This window comes from Achromobacter sp. MUI-25009338 (genome assembly GCF_057359325.1).
Map to the genome: position 1 here is coordinate 2973372 of NZ_CM170627.1, position 18648 is coordinate 2992019.

Here is an 18648-nt window from a genome sequence, read left to right on the forward strand (position 1 = left end):
TCTCCTTAGACCGTGTTCAGGGTGTCCAGGGCAGGGGCGCCAGCGCCTGCGCATCGGTGACCACGTCGATCACGACCGGCAGGTCGCTGGCGCGCGCCTGCTCGAAGGCCGCAGCGAAATCGGCCGGACGGGTCACCCGTAAGCCCACCGCGCCCATGGCCTGCGCGATGGCCGCGAAGTCCATGGGCCGGTAGTGATAGATCTCTTCGCGCCTGCCGTCGGACCCTTCGTACGCGCTCAGGATCGAGCGCGTGCCCTGGGCCAGGCAATGGTTGTTGTTGACCACGGTGATGGTCTTCAGCCCCCAGCGCAGCGCCGTCTCCAGCTCCGGCATGTGGTACATGAAGCCGCCGTCGCCGGTGAAGCACACCACCGTCGCATCGGGCGCGGCGAACTTCGCGCCCAGCGAGGCCGGAAAGCCCCAGCCCAGCGAGCCGGCGGCGCGCAGGTAGCGCTGGCCTTCGTGGCGCAGCGCCACATAGGTGCCGCTCCACTGCGAGGAGTAGCCGGTGTCGGACACCAGGATCGCATCGGCCGGCAAGACCTCGCTCAGCTCGGCGCAAAGCCGTTCGGGGCGGATGGGCACGCTGTCGCTGGCCCGGGCCGGCGCGGCCGCCTCGTTCCATTCGCGCACGTAGCCCTGGACCCGGTCCACCCAGGCCGCGCGCTCGGCGGCGGGGCAGGCCTGCGTCAGCTGTTCCAGCACGCTGCGCGTATCGCCCGCCAGGCCCAGCGCGCCGGGATAGTTGCGGCCCAGCTGCGCCGGGTCGGCGTCGATCTGGATCACCGGCACGTCCTGCGCGGGCAGGGTCCAGTTGTGGCTGATGTGGTCGCCGATCACGCTGCCGGCGTAAATCACCAGATCGGCCGCGCCGACGATGCGGTTGGCGCAGGCGCGCGAATACGTGCCCGCGACGCCGCCGTTGAGCGGATGCGCCTCGGGCAGCACCGCCTTGGCGTCCAGCGACATCACCACCGGGATCGAGGCGTGCTCGGCATAGCGGCGCAAGGCCTGCTGCGCGCCCGATGTGCATACCCCGAGGTCGGCGACGATGACCGGCCGCTCGGCGCGCGCCACCATCGCGGCGGCCGCCTCGACCCGCCGCGCCTCCGCCTGCGCCCGGAAGCCGGGCAATGACGAAAACGGCCGCGCCGCGGCAGGATATCCATCCAGCACCGCCGCGCCGATCGCGTCGCCCGTGTGGCCGGCCACGTCGATATGCACCGGCCCCGGCCGGCCGGTCACGGCCTCCCGGAAGGCCTGGCGCAGGACGTGCGGCAATTGTTCGACGCCGTCGACCCGCATGCTGTGCTTGGCCGTGGACCGGAACATGGGCTCGTGCGGCAGTTCCTGGTAGGCGTTGCGGTACTGCATGGCCGCGGGCTGCCTGCCGGTCAGCGCGACGATGGGCGTCTGCGCCAGGAACGCATCCTGCAGGCCCGCGCCCAGGTTCGCCGCGCCCACCGACTGGGCCATGCATACGGCGGGCCGGCCCGTGATCCGGGCGTAGCCGTCGGCCATGTAGGCCGCGGCGATTTCCGAGTGGGCCAGTATCCGCCGGATACCCAGCTTCTCCATTTCCACCAGCGCGCGGCGCAGGATGGCGTCCATGAAGAACACGTGTTCGACGCCATGCGCCTGGAGTATTTCCGCGATGACGCGGCCGCCGGTGAGGGGAGTGGACATGGGCTTTCCTCGTTTAGTGGATTTTGGATGGCGCTCACTGCGCCGGCGTCGTGCCGCGTGCTTCGGTTTCTCCCTCGGCGAAAGGCGTCTCGCCTATCCCTGAAACGCCGGCGTCCACCGCGAACAGGGCGCCGGCCAGCGGCTGCTCGCGCAGCGCCTGTTCCGACAGTCCCTGGGTGGCGGTGGTGACGAACAGCGTCTCCATGCGCGCGCCGCCGAAGGCGCACGAGGTCACGCCGGTCACCGGCAGCGTGATGACCCGGTCCTCGCGCCCCTGCGGCGTGTAGCGCACCACCTGGCCGGCATGGACGAGGGCGCTCCACAGGCAGCCCTCGGCGTCGACGGTGGCGCCGTCCGGGCGGCCCGGATGGCCGGCCAGGTCCACGAAGGTGCGCGGATTGGCAGGCACGCCGTCGTCGGGATCGAAGTCGTAGACCAGGATCCGCCGCGCCGGCGTATCGGCGAAGTACATCTTCTTGCCGTCCGGGCTCCAGGCCAGCGAATTCGGTATCGTGATGCCGGACACGTGGCCCGCCGCCCGGCCGTCGCCGCGCACGCAGTACAGCGTGCCCGTCGGGAGGCGGTCGCCGTCGTTCATGCTGCCGACCCAGAACCGTCCCTGCCTGTCGCACTTGCCGTCGTTCAGCCGATTGCCCGGCAGTTGCGGCTCGGGATCGAACCAGGCCTGCAGCGCACCGCTGTCCGGGTCCATGAAGTACAGGCCGGACTTCAGCGCCAGCAGCAGCCGGCCGCGGCCGGTTTCGCAAAAACTGCCTACCGGCTCGGGCAAGGGCAGGGCGCGCACCCGGCCCGTGTCCGGCGCCCAGCAGTACAGCGCCGGCTTGCGCACGTCGATCCAGTACAGGACCCGGCGCGATGGCGACCACAGCGGGACTTCTCCCAGCCGGTCGCCGCTTTCCACGACGACATGCACGGCGCTCATTTTTTTCCTTCGAGATCGGCGGCAAGCTCTTGCCACAGGGTTTGCTGGCTGCGTATGTAGGCGGCGAAGTCCTGCGAGTCCAGGAACGCGGGCTGCGCGTCCGCGGCCCGCAGCGCGGCCTGCACCGCCGGCTTGAACACGACTTTCCCGACGCTGTCGGAAAGCCGGCGTATCACTTCCGGCGGCGTGCCCGCCGGCGCATGCAGGCCGAACCAGGAAGTCACCACCGCCTTGGGATAGCCTTGCTCGGCCATGGTGGGAATATCGGGCGTGCTCGGCCCGCGCGTCTCGCCGAAGGTCGCCAGGCCCTTCAGCTTGCCCGCCTGGATCAGCGAGGTCACATTGGCCGCGGCCAGCACCGCCATGGACACGCGGCCGCTGACCAGGTCCGGGATGATGGGCGGGGCGCCCTTGTACTGGACGGAATCCACCTTGATGCCGGCCTGCGCGAGAAACAGCTCGGCCGCCATGCGCTGCGTCGATCCGGCGCCCGGGCTGGCGTACTGCAGGGGCGGATCGGTCTGCCCGCGCGCATGGGCCACATAGCCCGCAAGGTCCCGGTACGGCGCGCTGGCCGGCACCGCCAGCAGGTTGTCGGTGAGCGCGAAACGCGCCACCGGGACCAGGCTGTCGGGCTGCCAGCGCCTGCCGGTCTCGATGTACTGGTTGATGGCGAACCACGGACCGCTGACCAGCAGCGTGTAGCCATCGGGCCTGGCCCGCGCCACCCATTCCGCGCCGATGTTGGAATTCGCGCCGGGCCTGGATTCGGCGATGAAGGGCTGCCCCAGGCTTGCCGCCAGTTCGTTCAGCACGATGCGCGCGACCACGTCGGCGGCGCCGCCGGCCGGATAGGCGATCACGACCGTGACCGGCCGTTCGGGCCAGGCCGGCGCGGCGAGACCCGAACCCGGCAATACCTGCAACGCCGCCAGGGCGAGGCCGGCGAACATCTGTTTGATACTCACCATCACCTGTCTCCTCGATTGGGGCCGCCGCGCCTCTGCCGGGCGCGTTGCATGCCGTGCCGCTACTTCATGCCGGGCTCCGCTGGGGCGGCCAGTTTTTCTTCCAGCAGGCGCAGCGCCACGTCCTTGGACGCCGCCATGATGCGATGCGCGGCCGCCTCGGCCGCCAGCGGCTCGCGCGCCAGCAGGGCGCGGGCCAACTCGCGCCAGTACTGGTTGGCTTCCTGACGCCCCGCATAAGAAGAAATGCCCATGTAGCAGTAGTGCCAGAGCATCTTCTGCCGCAGGTTCTCGATGAACGCGCGCGTGTACCGGTTCTGGATCTGCGCGTACATCTGCGAACTGATGGCGTTGGTCATTTCCTTGTATTCGCGCTCGTCGCAGCCGGCGTCGGTCTGCCGGATCAGCGCGTCGATATCGCCGTCGATCCGCTCGAGCAGGGCCGGCTCGCCATGGACGGCCACGTGCCTGACGCACAGGCCGAACATGTCGGCGCGGGCCTCGAAGAGATCCCTGACCTCGTCATAGGTGGGTTCGACGATGCGCACGCCGCGCCACGGCAGGATCTCGATCAGGCCGTCGCGCTCCAGCACCCGGAAGGCCTCGCGCAACGGCGCGCGGCTGGTGCCCATCTTGAGCGCCAGCTCCTGCTCCTTGAGCCGCTGGCCGGGCAGGTAGACGCCCTTCAGGATGTCCTCGGTCAGCCGGCTGACGATCTGGTCGGGAAGGGAAAGAAACTGTACCTGGCCCACGTTCACTGCTCCATGTTGGCCTGCGCGCGCTGCTGGCGCCGCGCATATGACGGCCCGAACTCCCGCGTCGTCCCGAACACCTCGGGCAGCGGACGGCTGTTCTCCAGCGTCAGCCACAGGCGGTAAAGATGGCGGCGGCGCTGCGGATCGTCGTAATCCACGTATTTGGTGCGCGCGTGCAGGATCGAATAGTTGTTGCCGATCTGGATATCGCCGGGCTGCATGCTGAACGAGAGCTGCAGGGCGGGGTCCGCGCACAGGCGGTCGAATATGTCCAGCGCCTCAACCTGCTCGGGCGTCAGGCGCGGCACGTCCTCGAAGCGCTGGGCGGTCACGATGTAGCGGCGCTTGTACAGCACGTTCAGATAACCCATGTGCTCGGTGAAAACCGGCACCACCTGGACTTTCTTCTCGTTCAGGTTCTGCGCGCGCGAATCGAAATAAAAGGGCTGCTGCAGCACCGCCGCCAAATCGGGGCGCTCCTGCAGGATGGCGTTGAACAGGGCGCCCGCGCTGACCAGTTTGCTGACGCCGCCTTCCTTGGCGGTGCGCAGGCACAGCAGCATGAAGACGTCGCCGCCGTCGTTATGGAATTTCAGCTCGTCGTCGGTTTCATAACCGCGCGCGGTATCGCTGTTGGCGATGGTCTTGCCGGTATTGGTCACGCTGTGCAGCAGGCTGCCCGAACGGTCCTGCGGCTCGGGCGTGCCCAGGTACTGGGCCAGCCCCCAGATCACGAGTTTGCAGGCTTCCGGGTCCAGGCTGGCGGGGTCCAGCCCGCGCAGCACGGTGAAGCCGCGTCCGCCTTCCAGTTCCCCGCGGATGCGCTCGAAGCGCCGCGCCAGCCGGTCCAGCGGAAATTCATCCCGGCCGATCTCGAACAGGGGAGTGCCGCGGCTTTGGCAATGGCGCACCGCGGCCATGATTTCCGCCAGCTCCGCTTCCGTGAGGCGCTGGCACCAGTCTTCCTGGCCGCCGAATTCCTCGCTTCTCCAAACGCTGGGTCCCTCCAGTTTCGTCAGACGCATTGCAGCTCTCCCGGATCTCTGGAAAAATTTGTACTGTTGTTGCATTGTCGACAATCCGACAATCAAGTGTTATCCAGAGAAACCCTAGGAAGGCGCGAATCGCGAAGAAAAGCAGCCGGCTAATACACGGCGTCAATATTTCCGTTCGATATTGTTTCGATATACATATAAGGTTGCATCGTTAAAACCGCCGATATCGCGGCCGGGCGTGATTATCCGGCGCGCTGCAACGCATACCCGGCGGCTGTGACGCGTGCATTACTATTAATCCAACAAACCCTTCCGAACGCCCCCGAGATTTCGCTTTTCGGATAGCGTATTTGCGCGATACGCATTATCTTCTCTACTCGCACGGAAAATACCGCGCTGCGGCAAGCGCCGCTTTCGCACCGCTGCCTGCACGCCATTAAAAGGCGTTTTCTTTCCGGGTTTTCCCTTGCGGGTTTTCCCGGCACTAACAAGAAATAAAAACAGCATTACCGCACCATGCGTGGCATTCGGCTTTGACTTACCAGGATGGAGAAGCAAGTGAAGCAAGGGCTGAAGATCGGTTTGGCAATGGCTGCGATTCTCGGTGCTGCGGCCGCGTTCGGCGCGTATCTGGCGGGCTCCGCGGACGCCTCCGCGCCCCAGGCGCCGGTGGTCAAGCTGGGCGACGGCAAGAACGGCCCGGCCGGCATGGCATGGATACCCGGCAACGCATTCCTCATGGGCAACGACCACAAGATGTCGCAGCCCAACGAACGTCCCGCGCACAAGGTCCGCGTCAGCGGTTTCTGGATGGACGTGAACGACGTGACCAACGCGCAATTCCGGCGTTTCGTCGAAGCCACCGGCTACGTCACCACGGCGGAAAGAAAACCCCGCTGGGAAGACCTGCAGCCGCAGTTGCCCGCCGGCACGCCGCGTCCGCCGGAGAGCGCGCTGGTGCCCGGCGCCATGGTGTTCGTCGGCACCGAAACCGAGGTGTCGCTGCGCGATTATTCGCGCTGGTGGCGTTTCGTGCCGGGCGCCAACTGGCGCCATCCGCAAGGCCCCAACAGCAATATCGACGGCAAGGACGACCATCCCGTGGTCCAGGTGTCGTACGAGGACGCGCAGGCCTACGCCAAGTGGGCCGGCAAGCGCCTGCCCACCGAGGCCGAATGGGAGTACGCCGCCCGCGGCGGCCTGGAGCAGGCCACCTATAGCTGGGGCAACGAATTGCTGCCGCAGGGGCAGGCCATGGCCAACATCTGGGACACCCGGCAGGCGCAGCCGTTCCCGGTGGTGAAGGACGAAAAAGTGCAGGTCGGCACGACGCCGGTGGGCAGCTACACGCCCAATGGCTACGGGCTCTACGACATGGCCGGCAACGTCTGGCAGTGGACGGCCGACTGGTACCGCGCCGACGCCTTCCAGATCCAGTCGCAGTTCCGCCAGCCCCCCAAGGACCCGGCCGGCCCGTCCGACAGCTTCGATCCGGACGACGGCATCGTGCCGCCCTCGGCGCCCAAGCGCGTGACGCGCGGCGGCTCCTTCCTGTGCAGCGACACTTATTGCATCAGCTACCGCGCCAGCGCGCGGCGCGGCACCGATCCGCTCAATCCCATGTCGCACCTCGGCTTCCGGACCGTCATGACGCCGGAGCAATGGAAAACGGCCCAGGCCAGACAGGCAAGCGTCGCAAGCCGCTGAGCAACGCGTTTCAGTTTTGATGTCTACGGGGGAGGGGCATGGCGAACCGCGACGGCATTCTCGCGCTCGAAAAATCAGTGTCCGGCTCGGTGCTGGGCCAGGAGCGGGTGATCCGCGAAATCATTATCGCGCTGCTGGCCGACGGCCACGTGTTGCTCGAAAGCCTGCCGGGCCTGGCTAAGACGCGCACCGTCAAGACGCTGGCCGCGCACCTGGCGGCGGACATGAGCCGCATCCAGTTCACGCCGGACCTGCTGCCGTCGGACATCACCGGCGCCGACGTGCTGCAGCAGGATGCCGAAGGGCGCAACCGGGTGACGTTCCAGCAAGGACCGCTGTTCGGCAACCTGATCCTGGCCGATGAGGTCAACCGCGCGCCGGCCAAGGTGCAGTCGGCCTTGCTGGAAGCGATGGAGGAACGCCAGATCACGGTGGGCGGCGTGACGCGCGCCATGCCCGAGCTGTTCATGGTGCTGGCCACGCAGAACCCCATAGAACAGGAAGGCACCTATCCCTTGCCGGAGGCGCAGATGGACCGCTTCCTGATGAAGATCTGCTTCGGCTATCCCGCGGCGGCCGACGAGGCGGCGATGCTGGCGCTGCTGCGCCAGCCGTCCGATTCCCATGCGGGCGCCGACAGGCTGTCGCAGGAAGACCTGTTCGCCTGCCGCGCCGAAGCGGCGGCGGTGCACGTGGCCGCCGCGGTCGACCGCTATATCGTGGACCTGGTCAACGCCACGCGCAGCCCGGCCGACACGGAGCTGGCGCGCTGGATACAGGTCGGCGCCAGCCCGCGCGGCGCCATCGCGCTGGACCGGGCCGCGCGCGTGCACGCCTGGCTGGCCGGCGCCGATTTCAGCTCGCCGGACGACGTGCGCGAAGTCGCCCATCCGATCCTGCGCCATCGCCTGCATCTGTCCTACGACGCCGTCGCCGACGGCGTGACCGCCGACGCGGTGATCGACCGGCTGCTCGACAGCGTCGCGGTGCCCGCCTGAGGATGGCCCATGCAGCCGCATCCCGTGCATCCTCCGCTGGCCGAGCTGGTCGCCCTCGAAGGCGCCGTGGCGGGGCTGTCGTTCCTGGCGCGCCAGCCGCTGAGCAGCGTGCTGGCCGGCCTGCATAGCTCGCGGCTGCGCGGACGGGGCCTGGATTTCGCGGAATTGCGCCGCTATGTGGCCGGCGACGACCTGCGCCAGCTGGACCTGCGGGCCTCGCTGCGCTATGGCAAGCCCTACGTGCGCGCCTATACCGAGGAACGCGACCGGCCCACGCTGGTGCTGGCGGACCAGCGCATGAACATGTATTTCGGTTCGGTGCGGGCCTTCAAGTGCGCGGTGGGCGCAAGACTGTCCGCCGCGGCCGCGTGGATGGCGCTGCGCGCCGGCGACCGGGTCGGCGGCATCGTGTTCGACGACGAGGGCCAGCGCGGCGTCAAGCCGCTGCGCAGCCGCGACCGCGTGCGCGGTTTCCTGGCGGAGATCGTGCGCGCCAATCGCGGCCTGTCGGCCGAACGCCCCGGGCCGCCGCGCCCCGAAGGCCTGAACGCTGCGCTGCGCGCGGCCCTGGCTCAGGCGCCGCACGACTGCCTGGTCTGCATCGTTAGCGATTTCGCGGGCGCAGACGACGAGACGCTGCGCCGCCTGCGGCAACTGGCCGCCCACAACGACGTGATCGCGGTGCTGGTGTTCGACCCCATGGCGCAGAACATTCCGCGGCGCGGCCGCCTGCTGGTGACCCAGGGCGAATTGCAGCTGGAGATCGCGGTGGGGCGGCAGCGCGAACGCCAGCCGCTGGCGGATTTCTTCAGCGGCCGGCTGCGCGAAGTGGCCGACCTGCTGCGGCGCAGCCGCGTGCCGCTGCTGACCATAGACACGGCGCAGGACGAGCTGATGCAGCTGCGCCGCGAACTGGGCCGCCTGCGGCCGGGGGGAGGGCGGACATGAGCGCCGCGCCGCCCGGCCTGGACCAATTGCGCGAGCTGCCGCTGCCGCCGCCGGTTTCCTACTGGCCGCAGACCTGGGGCTGGGCCGCGGTGGCCCTGGCCGCCGCCGCCGCGGCCATCTGGTTTGGCGCGCGCGCCTGGCGCCGGCATCGCGACAACCGCTACCGGCGCGAGGCGCTGGCCGAACTCGGACGCCTGGAAACCGCGGCCGCCGCCGATCCGCTGGCGCTGCGCCGCCTGCCGGATCTGCTCAAGCGCACCGCGCTGGCCGCAAGTCCGGGCGACGACGCGCTGCCGTCGCTGGCCGGCCCGGCCTGGCTGGCCTGGATGGGGCGCTGCGGCCCGCCCATGCCCGACGACGGCGCGCGCCTGCTGGCGACGCTGGCCTATGCGCCCGACGCGGCGGTGCGCGGACTCGATCCGGCGGCGCTGCGCGCGCTGCTGGCCGCCAGCCGCCTGTGGATGGAAAAGCACCGGACGGAGCACGGCCATGTGGCGGCTTGAATACCTCTGGCTGCTGGCCACCGCGCCGCTGGCATGGCTGGCCTACCGCTATCTGCCTCCCTACGTGCAGGCGCGCAGCGCCTTGCGCACGCCGTTCTTCGACGCCATGGCGCGGCTTACCGGCAAATCGCCGTCGCGCCCGGGCGTCCAGGCCGGCCGCGGCCAGCTGTGGCTCAACGTCGCGGTCTGGCTGCTGGTGCTGCTGGCGCTGGCGCGTCCGCAATGGGTGGAGCCGCCGCTGACCCATACGGAACCGGTGCGCGACATCCTGCTGGCCGTGGACATTTCCCAGTCCATGGACAGCGCCGACTTCCGCGACGCGCAGGGCCGGCCGGCGACGCGCTGGCAGGCCGTCAAGGCGGTGGTGGCCGACTTCATCGCCAAGCGCAAGAACGACAGGCTGGGCCTGATCGTGTTCGGCACCGGCGCCTATCCGCAGGCCTCGCTGACGCGCGACCACGCCACGCTGCAGCTGCTGCTGGACCAGACCGCCGTCGGCATGGCGGGGCCGAACACCGCCATCGGCGACGCGATCGGGCTGGGCATCCGCATGCTGGACGCGGCCGACGAGCGCGACAAGGTGATGATCCTGCTGACCGACGGCAACGACACCGGCAGCGCCGTGCCGCCGCCGCGCGCGGCCGAGCTGGCCGCCGCGCACCACATCACCGTGCACACCATCGGCATCGGCGATCCCAGGGCCAGCGGCGAGGACCGCGTGGATTTCGGCGCGCTGCAGGCGATCGCGCGCGCCACCGGCGGCAGCTTTTTCCAGGCCGCCGACCTGGCCGCGCTGCAGGCGGTGTACGACACACTCGACCGTCTCACGCCGCAGGAGGTCAAGACGCTGCGCCACCAGCCCACGCGCGAATACTTCTGGGTGCCGCTGCTGGCGGCCATCGGCCTGCTGGCGCTATGGCACGTGGCGGGCGCTTTGCGCGGCTGGCTCGGCGCCCGCGGGGACGCGGGCCGGGAAAAGCGCAGGGAGGACGCATGGACCTGAGCGCCTTCCATTTCCTGCGGCCGTGGTTCCTGCTGGGCGTGGCGCTGGCGGCCGCGCTGTGGTGGGCCGGGCGCGCCGGCCAGGCCGGCATCGGCCGCGGCCACGGCATCGCCCCGCATCTGCTGCCTTACCTGACCGTGCGCGTGGCCGGCGCGCGCGGTCCGCGTCCGCTCGATCTGCTGGCGCTGTTCCTGGCGCTGGCGTCGGTGGCCGCCGCCGGGCCGGCATGGCAGCGCGACGAGCCCGGCTTCCTCGACAACACGGCGCCGCTGGTGGTCGCGGTGGACCTGTCGGCCTCGATGGACGCCACCGACGTGCCGCCGTCGCGGCTGGAGGCCGCCAAGCAGACCGTGCGCGACCTGGCGGCGCGCCGCGCCGGGGCCAAGACCGGGCTGATCGCCTACGCGGGCAGCAGCCACCTGGTGCTGCCGCCCACCGATGACCGCGACCTGCTGGACCTGTTCGTGCAGGCCCTGTCCACCGGACTGATCCAGAGCGAAGGGCGCGACGTGGCCGGCGCCATCGACCAGGCGGCGCAAATGCTGGCGGCCGAGCGCGCAGGCGGGACGCTGCTGCTGATGACCGACGGCGCCGCGCCCGCGGACGCGGTGCGCCAGCGCGCCCAGGCCGCCGCTAACCTGCAGGTATTGATCATGGCCGTTGGCCGCAGCCAGCCGCAGGGCGGCATCGACGAGGCGGCGCTGCGCGATATGGCCCGCGCCGCCGGCGCGCCGCTGGGCAGCCTGACGGCCAGCGCCGACGATCTGGACTGGATCACGCTGCACGCGCAGCAGCACTTCGAAGCGGTGCAGGACGCGCTTTCCGGACCGCCGCACTGGAAGGACGCCGGCTACTGGCTGTGCTGGCCCCTGGCGCTGCTGGCGCTGGTCGCGGTCCGGCGCGGCTGGCGCGTGAGCTGGCAGGCTTGCCTGGTGGCGGGCGTGCTGGCGCTGGGCGCGCCGCCCGATACGCGCGCCGGCGGCCTGGCCGACGCTTTCCTGACGCCCGACCAGCAGGGCCGGCTCGCATTCGAACGCGGCGATTACCAGGCGGCCGCCGCCCACTACACCGCCCCCTACTGGAAGGGACGCGCGGCCTACGCCGCCGGCGACTACGCCGCCGCGCTGAAGGCGTTTTCGCAACTGACCAGCGCCGACGCCTATTTCTACGTGGGCAACACCCAGGTCCGGCTGCGGCGCTACGACGCCGCGCTCGCCGCCTATGACCGCGCGCTGGCGCTCAAGCCCGGCTGGGAGCCGGCCGTGGTCAATCGCGGCATCGTGACGCGGCTGCTGGCGGCCATGAGCCAGGAGCAGCAGGGCGAACAGGCCGAACCGCCGGACCAGACCATCGCCGACCGCAGCGCCAAGGCCGGCCAGCTCGCCACGGTGCAGGTGCAGCAGGCCGCCTCGGCGGAAGTGTGGCTGCGCAATCTGACCCTGTCGCCGGCGCGCTTTTTGCGCGGCAAGTTCGCGGCCCAGGACGCGGGGGTGCGGCCATGATGCGCGCATTGACCCGCTGGCTGCTGTTGCTGCTGCTGATCCTGGCCGCGCCCGCCCGGGCCCAGGACACGCCGCAGCTGTACGTCACGGCGCGCGCGCCCGCGCAGGCGCAGACCGGCGCCACGCTGCAGCTGCAACTGGACGTGATGACCACGACCTGGTTCACCCAGCCGCCGCAACTGCCCACGCTGGAAGTGAACGGCCTGATGGTGACGCCGCCTTCCGGCCAGGCCGAACTGATCCGCGACACCCGCGACGGCGTGCCGCTGAACGGCCTGCGCTACACCTTCCTGCTGAGCGCGGCCGCGCCCGGCACGATCGCCATCCCCGCGCTGAGCGTGAGCGCGCAGCTCGGCCCCTCGGGCGCGGCCGCGACGGCCGCCAGCGCGCCCCTGCAGATCGAGTTCGCCGGGCAGGCGCAGCCCGGTGAAGTCGCGGGCGCACTCACCGTCACCCAGGACTACACGCTCGCCCCCGACCCGCTGGTGCAGGGCGGACGCATCACGCGCAGCATCACCCAGCGCGCCGACGGCGTGCAGGCCATGCTGCTGCAGCCCGCGCCGCTGGACGAGGTGCCGAACTTCAAGCGCTATCCGCGCGAACCCGAGGTCACGACGCTGACCGACGGACGCGGCCGCTTCAAGGGCGGCCAGCGCATCGACCGGGCCGATTACGTGGCCCGGGAGCCTGGCCATTACGCCTTGCCGCCCATCACGCTGCACTGGACCGATGGCGCCAGCGGCGAACCCCGCGCGCAGACGCTGCCCGGCCGCGAAGTCGAAGTGGCCGCCGCGCCTGCGGCCGCGGTGCCGTTCTCGCTGGCCGACGACCTGGCGCAGCTGCGCCATGGCCTGCGCTGGGCGCTGCCCGCCGGCGCCATGCAGGCGCTGCTGGCCGCGGCCGTCGCCGCGCTGGCGCTGTGGCTGGGCTGGCCCTGGTGGCGCCGGCTCGCGCGCGCGCTGCGGGCCGGCCTGCGGCGCGCGCAGGCGCGCTGGCGCGCCAGCGAACCCTATTACTGGCGCGCCTGGCGGCGCGAGGCGCGCGGCGCCGAGCCGGGCCTGAGCGCGTGCTATCGCTGGCTGCGGCGCATCCGCGGCGCCGTCGGGCTGCGCGGCGCGCTGGCGCGGATGTCGCCGGCCGATCGCAGCCTGGCGGAAAACGCGCTGCGCCAGGCGTATGGCGCAGGCGCCGGGCATGCCGGCTGGCGCGGGCAGCTCGCCTCCGCCAGCCGCGGCTGGCGCAAGGCCTGGCGCCGCCGCGCCCCGGACCGCCACGCCTTGCCGGCGGAACTGAATTCCGTACAACCGCGACGAGCAACACGCATGGGGAGACAATGATGCGGCGTATCGATCCACTTCAAAGCCTGCGGCGCCTGACCGCCTGGACCTGGCTGCTGGCGCTGGGCCTGCTGGCCGGCTGCGCGGCCACCGAACCGCAATCGCGGCCGCAGGCTGCGCTGCCGTCCTGGAACGACGGGCCTTCGCGCAGCGCCATCGTCGAGTTCGTGCAGGCCGTGGCCACGCCCGGCAGCCCCGACTTCGTCGCGCCGGACGAGCGCATCGCCGTGTTCGACAACGACGGCACGCTGTGGAGCGAGCAGCCCATGTATTTCGAGCTGCAATTCTCGCTGGACCGGGTGCAGGCCCTGGCGCCATCCCATCCCGAATGGCGCAGCCGCCAGCCGTTCAAGGCCGTGCTGGAGGGCGACCGCGCCGCGTTGGCCAAGAGCGGCCAACGCGGCATGCTGGAGATCGTGGCCGCGACCCACGGCGGCATGACCACGGCCGATTTCACCCAGAGCGTGCAGGACTGGCTCAAGACCGCGCGCCATCCGCGCACCGGCCTGCCGTACACCAGCATGACCTACGCCCCCATGCGCGAACTGCTGGACTATCTGCGCGCGCACGATTTCAAGACCTACATCGTTTCCGGCGGCGAGGTCGAATTCATGCGGCCATGGACGCAGGCCGCCTACGGCATCCCGCCCGAACAGGTGATCGGCAGCAGCGTGACCACGGTCTACCAGCTCGACCAGGGCCAGCCGCGGCTGATGCGCCAGGCCAAGCTGGCGTTCAACGACGACGGCCCCGGCAAGCCGGTGGCGATCCAGCACGGCATCGGGCGCCGCCCGATCCTGGCCTTCGGCAACTCCGACGGCGACCTGCAGATGCTGCAGTGGACCATGGCCGGCCCTGGCAAGCGCTTCGCCGGGCTGGTTCATCACACCGACGCCAAGCGCGAATGGGCCTATGACCGGCAGTCGAGCTTCGGCCGCCTGGACAAGGCGCTGGACGAGGCCCGCGCCCGCGGCTGGACGGTCGTCGACATGCAGCAGGAGTGGAAGCAGGTCTACGGCTTCGAGAAGCCTTGATCTTTTTGTTGACCCAGGGGCCCGAGCACGGGCAAGGAGAGCGGTAATGAAAGCAACACGATGGTTGGGAGCGGCGCTCATCGCCGCAGGAGGGCTGGCGATGGCCGGGGCGGCGCATGCCCAGGGCGCGCAGGCCAAGGGCCAGGATTCCGGCAAGAAGCCGAACATACTCGTCATCTTCGGCGACGACATCGGCCAGACGAACATCAGCGCCTACTCCAGGGGCGTGGTCGGCTACACCACGCCGAACATCGACCGGATCGCCAAGGAAGGGCTGATCTTCACCGACTACTACGCCGAAAACAGCTGCACGGCGGGGCGGTCGACCTTCATCACCGGGCAGGTGCCGCGCCGCACCGGCCTGTCCAAGGTCGGCATGCCCGGCGTGCCGGTCGGCCTGCAGGACCGCGACATCACCATCGCCCAGGCGCTGAAGTCGCACGGCTACGTGACCGCGCAGTTCGGCAAGAACCACCTCGGCGACCGTGACGAGTACCTGCCCACCAAGCACGGCTTCGACGAATTCTTCGGCAACCTGTATCACCTGAACGCCGAGGAAGAACCGGAGCGTCCGTACTGGCCCAAGGGCGCCGACGATTCGTTCGTGAAGAACTTCACGCCGCGCGGCGTGATCAAGGCTTCGGCCGACGGCAAGGTGGAAGACACCGGGGCGCTGACGAAAAAGCGCATGGAAACCATCGACGACGAGACGGTCGGCGCGGCGCTCGACTACCTCGACAAGCACGGCAAGGGCGACAAGCCGTTCTTCGTGTGGATGAACACCACGCGCATGCATGTCTACACCCACATCCGCGACGCGCACCGTGGCAAGAGCGGCATGCCGGGCAACGACTACGCCGACGGCATGTGGGAGCATGACCAGGACGTGGGCAAGCTGCTCAAGAAGCTCGACGACCTGGGCATCGCCGACAACACCATCGTGATCTACACCACCGACAACGGTCCCAACCAGTTCAGTTGGCCGGACGCGGCGACCACGCCGTTCCGCAACGAAAAGAACTCCAACTGGGAAGGCGCATACCGCGTGCCGGCGATGGTGCGCTGGCCGGGCCATATCCCGGCGGGCGAGGTCAAGACGGGCATCGTGTCGGGCCTGGACTGGTTCCCCACGCTGCTGGCCGCGGTGGGCGACACGGACGTCAAGCAACGCCTGCTCAAGGGCTGGACGCCGAACGGCGCGAGCAAGAGCTACAAGGTCCACCTGGACGGCTACAACCAGCTCGACTACCTGACCGGCAAGGACCCGGAAAGCGCGCGTAACGACTTCTATTACTTCAACGACGACGGCATGCTGGTGGCCATGCGCTACCAGAACTGGAAGGCCGTGTTCTGCGAACAGCAGGCGCCCGGCGGCTTCGATGTCTGGAAGGATCCGTTCGTGTGCCTGCGCGTGCCCAAGCTGTTCAACCTGCGCATGGACCCGTATGAACGCGCCGACGTGGTTTCCAACCAGTACTACGACTGGCTGGTGAAGAACGACTATCTGGTGCTGATGGCCTCGATGAAGGCCGCGCAGTTCCTGCAGACGTTCATCGAGTATCCGCCCAGCCAGCGCCCGGCCACCTTCAGCGTGGACCAGGTGCAGGCCGAAGTGGACCGCGCGATCGAAAAGCAGTTCGAAGAAGCCGCCAAGAAGCAAGGCAAGTAGGGCAGGGCGGCGGCGGGTCCGGACACCTTCGGCCCGCCGCCTGACTGCGTAAACCCGGGATAGCAGGACTTTATGAATTCAGCGCTGCGAGAAATGCCGGCTTCGGCCACGACCGACGCGCGTGCCGGCGCCGCCGGCGGCCTGTGGGCCGCGGCCGGCCTGCTGGCGCTTTCCGGCACGGCCGCATTGATATTCCAGATCGTGTGGATCAAGCAGCTGTCGCTGATCGTGGGCGTGGAAGTCCACGCCATCGCGATCGCCGTCAGCGGCTTTTTCTTCGGCCTGGCGGTGGGCAGCGCCTGGCTGGGCCGGCTGGCCGACCGCAGCTTGCGGCCCATGCGCCTGTACGCCGGCATCGAGCTCTGCGTGGCTTTGCTGGCCCTGGCGGTGACCTGGGCGCTGGCCCGCGGCGCGCTGCCGTTCGCGCGCGCGGAACAGGCCATGCCGTGGCTGGCCTGGCTGGCGATACTGGCGCTGGTGGCCGTGCCGCCAATGCTGATGGGCGGAACCCTGCCGGTATTGCTGCGGGCCTGCGGCGCCGGCCAGGTCGGACGGGCCGGCGGCGTGCTGTACGCCGCCAACACCGCCGGCGCCATCGCCGGCGCCTTGCTGCCGGCCTTCGTGCTGATCCCGGCCTACGGCGTATTCGGCACGGCCTGCGCGGCGGCGGGCCTGAATCTCGCCGCCGCGGCCGGCGCCTGGGCGCTGCAACGCCGCGCCCAGGCCGCCCCGGTCCGCGAGCAGGCGGCAATCCCGGCCGCGCAGCCGGAAGGCGCATGGCTGGCCATCGGCCTGTACAGCGCCGCCGGCGCGGTCGCGATGGGCTACGAAGTGCTGTGGTCGCAGATGGTGGTTCCTTTCATGAGCACGCGGGCGTTCGCTTTCTCCGTGGTGCTTGCGGTCTATCTTGGCGGGCTGGCCCTGGGCGCGGCGCTGTACGCGCGCTGGGAGCACCGCCTGCGCGACCCGTGGCGCGTATTCGCGCTCCTGATCGCCGGCGCCGGGGTGGCCGCGCTGGTGGCCATGGCGCTGCTGGGCCCCTGGCTGATCCAGGCACAGACGCTGGCCGAGGCCGCGGTGCGGCGCTGGAGCGACAGCGGACTGGCCGGCATGAGCGCGCGCTTCGCCGTGGTGGCCGCGGTGGTGGTGCTGGCGCCGACGCTGCTGTTGGGCGCGGCGTTTCCCGCCGTGCTGCGCATCGCGGTGCCGCCCGCCCGGCGCGGGCAGGGCGCGGGGCTGGTGCTGGCCGGCAATACGCTGGGCGGGATCGCCGGCACGCTGCTGGTCGCTTTCGTGCTGCTGCCGCGCCTGGGCGCCGCGCGCGGCCTGGCGCTGCTGGCCGCGATCGCCTGCGCCATCGGCATTGCGGCGGCCTGGCGCGCGCGCGCGCCGATGACGCGGGCCGTGGCGGCGGCGCTGCTGGGCGCCGTACTGATCGTGGGCTGGGCGCTGCCGGCCGATCACCTGGCGCGGCTGCTGCCGGGCGCCAAGGACAGCACGCTGGTGTTCTACGAGGAAAGCCATGGCGGCACGGTCGCCGTCGTGGAGCGCGGCGCGGGCGAGAAACGCTTCCGCCGGCTCTACATCCAGGGCGTGTCCAATTCCGGCGACGCCATGCCGTCGCTGCGCTACATGCGGCTGCAGGCGCTGCTGCCGCTGATCGTCCATGCCGGCGAGCCGCGCTCGGCCCTGGTGATCGGCTATGGCACCGGCATCACCGCCGGCGCCTTGTCGCGCTATCCCGGCCTGGACCGCCGCGTGGTCGCCGAACTGCTGCCCGGCGTGCTGCGCGCGGGGTCTTTGTTCAAGGGCAGCTACGACGCCGCCGCCGACCCGGGCCTGGAACGCCGCCTGCGCGACGGCCGGCGCGAGCTGCTGACCCGCGATGACCACTACGACCTGATCACCCTGGAACCGCCGCCGCCCTCGGCCGCCGGCGTGGTCAATCTCTATTCGCGCGACTTCTACCAACTGGCGGCGTCGCGCCTGAATCCCAAGGGCGTGGTCGCGCAATGGCTGCCGCTGCCCACGCAGAACCTGGACGACACGCGCGCCCTGGTGGCCAGCTTCATCGCGGTGTTTCCGCACGCCACGCTCTGGACCACCGAAATGCACGAGATGCTGCTGGTGGGCTCCATGCAGCCCATGCCGCTGGACGCCGGCCGCATCGCCGCGCGCATGGCCCAGCCGCAATTGCGCCAGGCCCTGGCGGAAGTGGGTGTCGGCTCGCCGGCGGCGCTGCTGGCCACCTGGGTGACCGACAGGGAAGGGCTGGCGCGCTTCGCCGGCGATGCGGCGCCCGTGACCGACGACCGTCCGGCCATCGAGTACGCCCCCTGGGTCCGGCCGCGCGAAATCGTGCGCACGCTGCCGGCCCTGCTGGCGCTGCGCAGCGACCCGCCGCTGGGGCCGCACGCCCAATCGCTGACCCAGGAGATAGAGAACGAGCGCGGCGCGCTGGACCTGTTCTATCGAAGCGCGCTGGCCGCCTACCGCGGCGACCGGGCCGAATGGAGCGAGAGCGCGGCGGCGCTGGCCCGCTTGGCGCAGGCCAATCCCTATCTGCGCTGGTTCATGGCGGGCGCCGATACGAGATGAT

General features: G+C 70.1%; 15 protein-coding genes. 10 read left to right on the top strand and 5 right to left on the bottom strand.

From position 1 onward, the window contains the following. Nucleotides 1–16: 16 nt before the first annotated feature. From AC1IQ6_RS14150 to AC1IQ6_RS14170, 5 genes are read right to left on the bottom strand one after another with little or no spacing between them, the layout of a single operon-like run. Entirely contained in the window at nucleotides 17–1687 is a 1671-nt protein-coding gene (locus tag AC1IQ6_RS14150) for a thiamine pyrophosphate-binding protein (protein WP_485864779.1), read from the bottom strand. Nucleotides 1688–1721: 34 nt separating this feature from the next. After that, on the bottom strand, nucleotides 1722–2630 hold the full coding sequence (locus AC1IQ6_RS14155; RefSeq protein WP_102771144.1) for an SMP-30/gluconolactonase/LRE family protein: 909 nt from the start codon (nucleotides 2628–2630) through the stop codon (nucleotides 1722–1724). Then, entirely contained in the window at nucleotides 2627–3601 is a 975-nt protein-coding gene (locus tag AC1IQ6_RS14160; protein ID WP_485864780.1) for a Bug family tripartite tricarboxylate transporter substrate binding protein, read from the bottom strand. Before AC1IQ6_RS14160 ends, AC1IQ6_RS14155 begins: the two co-directional genes overlap by 4 nt. 59 nt (nucleotides 3602–3660) lie before the next feature. Beyond that, nucleotides 3661–4350, bottom strand: coding sequence for a GntR family transcriptional regulator (locus AC1IQ6_RS14165; protein WP_102771142.1), 690 nt, complete (start codon nucleotides 4348–4350; stop codon nucleotides 3661–3663). Between the two features lie 2 nt (nucleotides 4351–4352). Continuing rightward, on the bottom strand, nucleotides 4353–5378 hold the full coding sequence (locus tag AC1IQ6_RS14170; protein WP_479729815.1) for a TauD/TfdA family dioxygenase: 1026 nt from the start codon (nucleotides 5376–5378) through the stop codon (nucleotides 4353–4355). A 528-nt stretch (nucleotides 5379–5906) separates the two neighbouring features. On the opposite strand from AC1IQ6_RS14170, the gene AC1IQ6_RS14175 reads away from it, so the two are divergent. The 10 genes from AC1IQ6_RS14175 to AC1IQ6_RS14220 all read left to right on the top strand — a co-directional run bounded on the left by AC1IQ6_RS14175 (nucleotide 5907) and on the right by AC1IQ6_RS14220 (nucleotide 18647). Next, nucleotides 5907–7055: a formylglycine-generating enzyme family protein gene (locus AC1IQ6_RS14175; protein WP_102771821.1), complete on the top strand. Its 1149-nt coding sequence runs from the start codon at nucleotides 5907–5909 to the stop codon at nucleotides 7053–7055. A 38-nt stretch (nucleotides 7056–7093) separates the two neighbouring features. Then, complete coding sequence (locus AC1IQ6_RS14180) at nucleotides 7094–8053, top strand: AAA family ATPase (RefSeq protein ID WP_485864781.1); 960 nt, start codon at nucleotides 7094–7096, stop codon at nucleotides 8051–8053. A gap of 9 nt (nucleotides 8054–8062) precedes the next feature. Beyond that, entirely contained in the window at nucleotides 8063–9001 is a 939-nt protein-coding gene (locus AC1IQ6_RS14185) for a DUF58 domain-containing protein (protein WP_102771139.1), read from the top strand. Continuing rightward, nucleotides 8998–9504 (top strand): DUF4381 domain-containing protein, encoded by a 507-nt coding sequence (locus tag AC1IQ6_RS14190; protein WP_485864782.1) that lies wholly within the window; start codon nucleotides 8998–9000, stop codon nucleotides 9502–9504. Before AC1IQ6_RS14185 ends, AC1IQ6_RS14190 begins: the two co-directional genes overlap by 4 nt. Then, on the top strand, nucleotides 9491–10507 hold the full coding sequence (locus AC1IQ6_RS14195) for a VWA domain-containing protein (protein ID WP_485864783.1): 1017 nt from the start codon (nucleotides 9491–9493) through the stop codon (nucleotides 10505–10507). Before AC1IQ6_RS14190 ends, AC1IQ6_RS14195 begins: the two co-directional genes overlap by 14 nt. After that, nucleotides 10498–12009, top strand: coding sequence for a vWA domain-containing protein (locus AC1IQ6_RS14200; protein ID WP_485864784.1), 1512 nt, complete (start codon nucleotides 10498–10500; stop codon nucleotides 12007–12009). The genes AC1IQ6_RS14195 and AC1IQ6_RS14200 overlap by 10 nt, the downstream gene beginning before the upstream one ends. After that, nucleotides 12006–13346: a hypothetical protein gene (locus AC1IQ6_RS14205; RefSeq protein ID WP_246842376.1), complete on the top strand. Its 1341-nt coding sequence runs from the start codon at nucleotides 12006–12008 to the stop codon at nucleotides 13344–13346. The genes AC1IQ6_RS14200 and AC1IQ6_RS14205 overlap by 4 nt, the downstream gene beginning before the upstream one ends. Next, complete coding sequence (locus tag AC1IQ6_RS14210) at nucleotides 13346–14380, top strand: HAD family hydrolase (protein ID WP_219929560.1); 1035 nt, start codon at nucleotides 13346–13348, stop codon at nucleotides 14378–14380. The genes AC1IQ6_RS14205 and AC1IQ6_RS14210 overlap by 1 nt, the downstream gene beginning before the upstream one ends. A 46-nt stretch (nucleotides 14381–14426) precedes the next feature. Beyond that, the gene (locus tag AC1IQ6_RS14215; protein WP_102771134.1) at nucleotides 14427–16049 is read left to right on the top strand and encodes an arylsulfatase; all 1623 of its coding nucleotides are present in this window, start codon (nucleotides 14427–14429) and stop codon (nucleotides 16047–16049) included. A 72-nt stretch (nucleotides 16050–16121) separates the two neighbouring features. After that, a complete protein-coding gene (locus tag AC1IQ6_RS14220) occupies nucleotides 16122–18647 on the top strand; it encodes a spermidine synthase (RefSeq protein WP_485864785.1) in 2526 nt (841 codons plus the stop codon). Nucleotide 18648 lies beyond the last annotated feature (1 nt).

Coding starts and splice junctions, on each gene's coding strand:
- AC1IQ6_RS14150 (WP_485864779.1), bottom strand. CDS start 1,687: ATGTCCACTCCCCTCACCGGCGGCCGCGTCATCGCGGAAATACTCCAG.
- AC1IQ6_RS14155 (WP_102771144.1), bottom strand. CDS start 2,630: ATGAGCGCCGTGCATGTCGTCGTGGAAAGCGGCGACCGGCTGGGAGAA.
- AC1IQ6_RS14160 (WP_485864780.1), bottom strand. CDS start 3,601: ATGGTGAGTATCAAACAGATGTTCGCCGGCCTCGCCCTGGCGGCGTTG.
- AC1IQ6_RS14210 (WP_219929560.1), top strand. CDS start 13,346: ATGCGGCGTATCGATCCACTTCAAAGCCTGCGGCGCCTGACCGCCTGG.
- AC1IQ6_RS14200 (WP_485864784.1), top strand. CDS start 10,498: ATGGACCTGAGCGCCTTCCATTTCCTGCGGCCGTGGTTCCTGCTGGGC.
- AC1IQ6_RS14180 (WP_485864781.1), top strand. CDS start 7,094: ATGGCGAACCGCGACGGCATTCTCGCGCTCGAAAAATCAGTGTCCGGC.
- AC1IQ6_RS14215 (WP_102771134.1), top strand. CDS start 14,427: ATGAAAGCAACACGATGGTTGGGAGCGGCGCTCATCGCCGCAGGAGGG.
- AC1IQ6_RS14220 (WP_485864785.1), top strand. CDS start 16,122: ATGAATTCAGCGCTGCGAGAAATGCCGGCTTCGGCCACGACCGACGCG.
- AC1IQ6_RS14170 (WP_479729815.1), bottom strand. CDS start 5,378: ATGCGTCTGACGAAACTGGAGGGACCCAGCGTTTGGAGAAGCGAGGAA.
- AC1IQ6_RS14205 (WP_246842376.1), top strand. CDS start 12,006: ATGATGCGCGCATTGACCCGCTGGCTGCTGTTGCTGCTGCTGATCCTG.
- AC1IQ6_RS14185 (WP_102771139.1), top strand. CDS start 8,063: ATGCAGCCGCATCCCGTGCATCCTCCGCTGGCCGAGCTGGTCGCCCTC.
- AC1IQ6_RS14195 (WP_485864783.1), top strand. CDS start 9,491: ATGTGGCGGCTTGAATACCTCTGGCTGCTGGCCACCGCGCCGCTGGCA.
- AC1IQ6_RS14190 (WP_485864782.1), top strand. CDS start 8,998: ATGAGCGCCGCGCCGCCCGGCCTGGACCAATTGCGCGAGCTGCCGCTG.